This window comes from Bradyrhizobium valentinum (assembly GCF_001440405.1).
GTDB classification, from domain to species: Bacteria; Pseudomonadota; Alphaproteobacteria; order Rhizobiales; family Xanthobacteraceae; genus Bradyrhizobium; species Bradyrhizobium valentinum.
Window position 1 is genome coordinate 1 of the sequence record NZ_LLXX01000137.1, and the last position, 4,187, is coordinate 4,187.

General features: G+C 65.6%; 1 protein-coding gene. It reads right to left on the reverse strand.

Annotated features, from left to right (window positions below; genetic code table 11):
• Nucleotides 1-4,187 (reverse strand): non-ribosomal peptide synthetase (locus CP49_RS23955; protein ID WP_156438606.1); only part of this gene is annotated, 4,187 nt, incomplete at both ends.

Below are 4,187 nucleotides of genomic sequence, written 5' to 3' on the forward strand. Positions count from 1 at the left end.
GGCTCGATCCGGAAGCCGCGGATCTTCACCTGGTCGTCGTTGCGGCCCAGAAACGCCAGATTGCCGTCCGGCAGATAGCGCGCAAGGTCGCCGGTGCGGTACATCCGCGCCCCCGGCTCAGTGCTGAACGGATCGGCCAAAAACCGCGCCGCGGTCAGCTCGGGACGGTTCAGATAGCCACGCGCCACCCCCGCGCCGCCAATGTAAAGCTCCCCCACCGCCCCAAACGGAACAGGCGCGCCATCACCATCCAGCAGATAGATCCGCGTGTTCGCAATCGGACGGCCAATCGGGACAACGGCGCCATCAAAATTATCCGGGCAGCTCCACGCTGTCACGTCGATCGCAGCTTCCGTCGGACCGTAGAGATTATGCAGGCCAGTCCAAGGCAATACGCGCCGAACCTTGTGCAAGCTGGCGGCAGGAAGCGCCTCGCCACTGCACAACAGGCGCTGCAGCGATGTGCAGCGATCAACCCCCTTCGCATCGATAAAGCTGACCAGCATCGATGGTACGAAGTGTGCCGTGGTGATGCGTTGGCTGATGATCAAGTCCACCAATGCATCGGGGTCTTTGTGCGCATCCGAAGGCGCCAGCACCAAGGTCGCACCTTCAAGCAGCGTCCAGAAGAACTCCCAGACCGAGACATCGAAGCCAAATGGCGTCTTCTGCAACACGACATCAGTTGCCTTGAGACCATAGGCTCTTTGCATCCAGATCAGCCGATTGATGATGGCCCGATGCTCATTCTGTGCCCCCTTGGGCGTTCCGGTGGATCCTGAGGTGTAGATCACATAGGCGAGATGGCGCGAGGTCAGACCGAGGGCGCGCGGGTCCGGGTTCGCGGCCGGCAGCTGCGCCCACGCCGGGGTCGCCGTCTCCAGGTCGACCACCGTCAGATCGAGTAGCGCATCGCTGCCGAGTGCGGCGCGGCCGGCCACATCGGCCAGCAACAGGTGTGGGGCCGCATCCTTGAGGACCTGCCGCAGCCGCGCCGACGGATAGGCCGGATCCAGCGGCAGATACGCCCCGCCCGCCTTGAGGATCGCCAGCAGCCCGACCACCATCGCGATGCTGCGCTCAAGGCAGATCGCCACCGGCTGGTCCGGCCTGACCCCGAGCGCGATCAGGTGGTGCGCCAGCCGGTTCGCCCGCGCATTGAGCTCGCCATAGCTTACGCGTTCCTCCGCATCGACCACCGCCACCGCATCCGGCGCTTTGCGCACCTGCGCCTCGAACAGCTCATGGATGCACTGCTGCTCAGGATACTCCGCCTCCGTCCGGTTCAGCTCCTCCACCAGATACGCCCGCTCGTCGGCCGGCAGCAGCTCGATGCGCCCGACCTCTTGCCGCGCATCGGCAACCATCGCCTGCAGCAGCGCCAGCAGATAGCCTCGTTGCCGCTCGATTGTCGTCTGATCGAACAGCCCCGTAGCATAGCCCAGCGTTCCCGCGATGACCTCGCCATGCTCGCAAAGGTTCAGCTCCAGATCGAACTTGACCTGATCGAAGCCGTCTGCCGCCCCCTCCACACGCCGCCCAGGAAGGTCGAAGGCCGGGGCGGCGTTGTTCTGCCAGGCCAGCATCACCTGGAACAACGGCGTGTGATCAAGACGCCGTGGCGGCTGCACGATCTCCACCACCTGCTCAAATGGCAGGTCCTGATGCTCCTGCGCTCCCAAGGCCGTGCGCCGCGTCCGCGCTAACAGCTCCGACACGCTCGGCTCCCCCGACAGGTCAAGCCGAAGCGCCAGGGTGTTGACGAAGCAGCCGATCAGCTCTTCGACCTCGCGCCGACCGCGATTGGCGCTCGGCACCCCGATCACTATGTCGTCCTGCCCCGACAGACGCGACAGCACCGCCGCCCACGCCGCCAGCACCGTCATGAACAAGGTCGTGCCATGCCGCTGGCTCAGCCGCCTCAAGCCCCGCGTCAGATCCGCATCGATCACGACAGGCACCATGGCCCCGGCAAACGACTGCTCTGCCGGCCGCGGCCGGTCCGTCGGCAAGGCCAGACGGGCCGGCGCGCCAGATAGATTGTTGCGCCAATACTGCGCCTGGCTCTGCAGCCGTTCCCCTGTTAGCCACCGCCGCTGCCAGGCGGCATAGTCCGGATACTGGATCGCAAGCGGCGGCAGCGGATCGTCTTGTCCAGCCTCAAACGCCCGGTACAGCTGACTGAGTTCACGCGCCAACACGCCCAGCGACCAGCCATCCGAGACAATGTGATGCTGGGTCAGCAGCAAGACGTGCTCCTCGTCCGACATCCGGATCAGCCGGCCGCGGATCAGCGGCCCCCGCGCCAAATCGAACGGCGTGCGCGCCTCTTCACGGCACAGCTCCAAAAGCGCGGCGTCCGCATCTCCCCGGGCGCGCAGATCATGCTCCGTGACGGGCAGCCCCGCATCCTTCGGCAGAACCTCGACCCGAGGCTCACCCTCTGAGGCGACAAAGACACTGCGCAGCGCCTCATGCCGTGCCAGCAACCGGTCAAGGCTGCGCTGCCAGACGCTGCGGTCGAGCGCACCTTGCAGCCGCCGCGCCAGCGGCATGTGATAGCTCGTGCTGCCCTGATCCAGCTGCGCCAAAAACCACAGCCGCTGCTGCGCAAACGACAACACGAGCGGCGCATCACGCGACACGGCCACAATGGCCGGGAGGTCTTGCGGACCGCGGGGGCTCATCTCGACCACGCTTTCCGCCAGATCGGCCAGCACCGGTTTGGCAAACAGCCTCGTCAGCGGCAGTTCGACACCAACAGCCCGCGACAGCCGGCTCAAGAGCTGCACCGCCAGGAGCGAGTGGCCGCCGAGTTCGAAGAAGTGGTCGCGGCGTCCGACCCGCTCGACCCCGAGAAGCTCCGCCCAGATCTCTGCCAGCGCGGTCTCGATCTCGCCCTGCGGCGGCTCATAGGCGCGGCGCGCATAGGCCTCATCCTCAGGCATCGGCAGCGCCTTGCGGTCGAGCTTGCCGTTTGCCGTCAGCGGCAGCGCCGCCAGCCGCACGAACGCCGACGGCACCATGTAGTCCGGCAGCCGCGCACTCACATGCGCGCGCAAGGCGCCGGCAAGCTCGGCTCCATCCAGCTCCTCCGATGCCGCCTCGGGCGCACACACCACATAGGCGACAAGACGCGTCTCGCCGGTGCGATCCTGTTGCGCCACCACCACCGCATCGCGCACGAACGCGTGCTCGCAAAGCCGTGCGGCGATCTCGCCGGGCTCGATCCGGAAGCCGCGGATCTTCACCTGGTCGTCGTTGCGGCCCAGAAACGCCAGATTGCCGTCCGGCAGATAGCGCGCAAGGTCGCCGGTGCGGTACATCCGCGCCCCCGGCTCAGTGCTGAACGGATCGGCCAAAAACCGCGCCGCGGTCAGCTCGGGACGGTTCAGATAGCCACGCGCCACCCCCGCGCCGCCAATGTAAAGCTCCCCCACCGCCCCAAACGGAACAGGCGCGCCATCACCATCCAGCAGATAGATCCGCGTGTTCGCAATCGGACGGCCGATATGCGGCACAATGTCGACGAAAAGCCGTCCCGAGGTCGCCACGACCGTCACTTCAGTAGGGCCGTAGTTGTTTATTAGCTTGAGAGCCGCTGGTAGAGGCGCAGGCACACGCTGGAGACGATCCCCGCCAACAAGCAAGTACTCCAATGTGGGATTTACCAGCTTATCTTCTAACGCGATCGTGGCGAGCGGCGTGATCAAAAAGGCGGAGTCCAGCGATTGATCACGCCACCATTGCAGCAAAAGGAGAGAATCTCCTGCCGGCGCTCTGGGCGGGAGCAGCAATGTGCTGCGGTTACATAACGCAGACCATAGCTCCCAAGTGCTGGCATCGAATGCTACTCCAGCCGTGAGCGCACAGCAGGTTTCGGGTTGCGGACAAAACGTTTGCACATGCCATGCTATAAGATTGACCAATCCCCGATGCTCGACCATGACGCCCTTGGGCGTTCCGGTGGATCCCGAGGTGTAGATCACATAGGCGAGATGGCGTGAGGTCAGACCGAGGGCGCGCGGGTCCGGGTTCGCGGCCGGCAGCTGCGCCCACGCCGGGGTCGCCGTCTCCAGGTCGACCACCGTCAGATCGAGTAGCGCATCGCTGCCGAGTGCGGCGCGGCCGGCCGCATCGGCCAGCAGCAGAGGCGGCGCCGCATCCTTGAGGACCTGCCGCAGCCG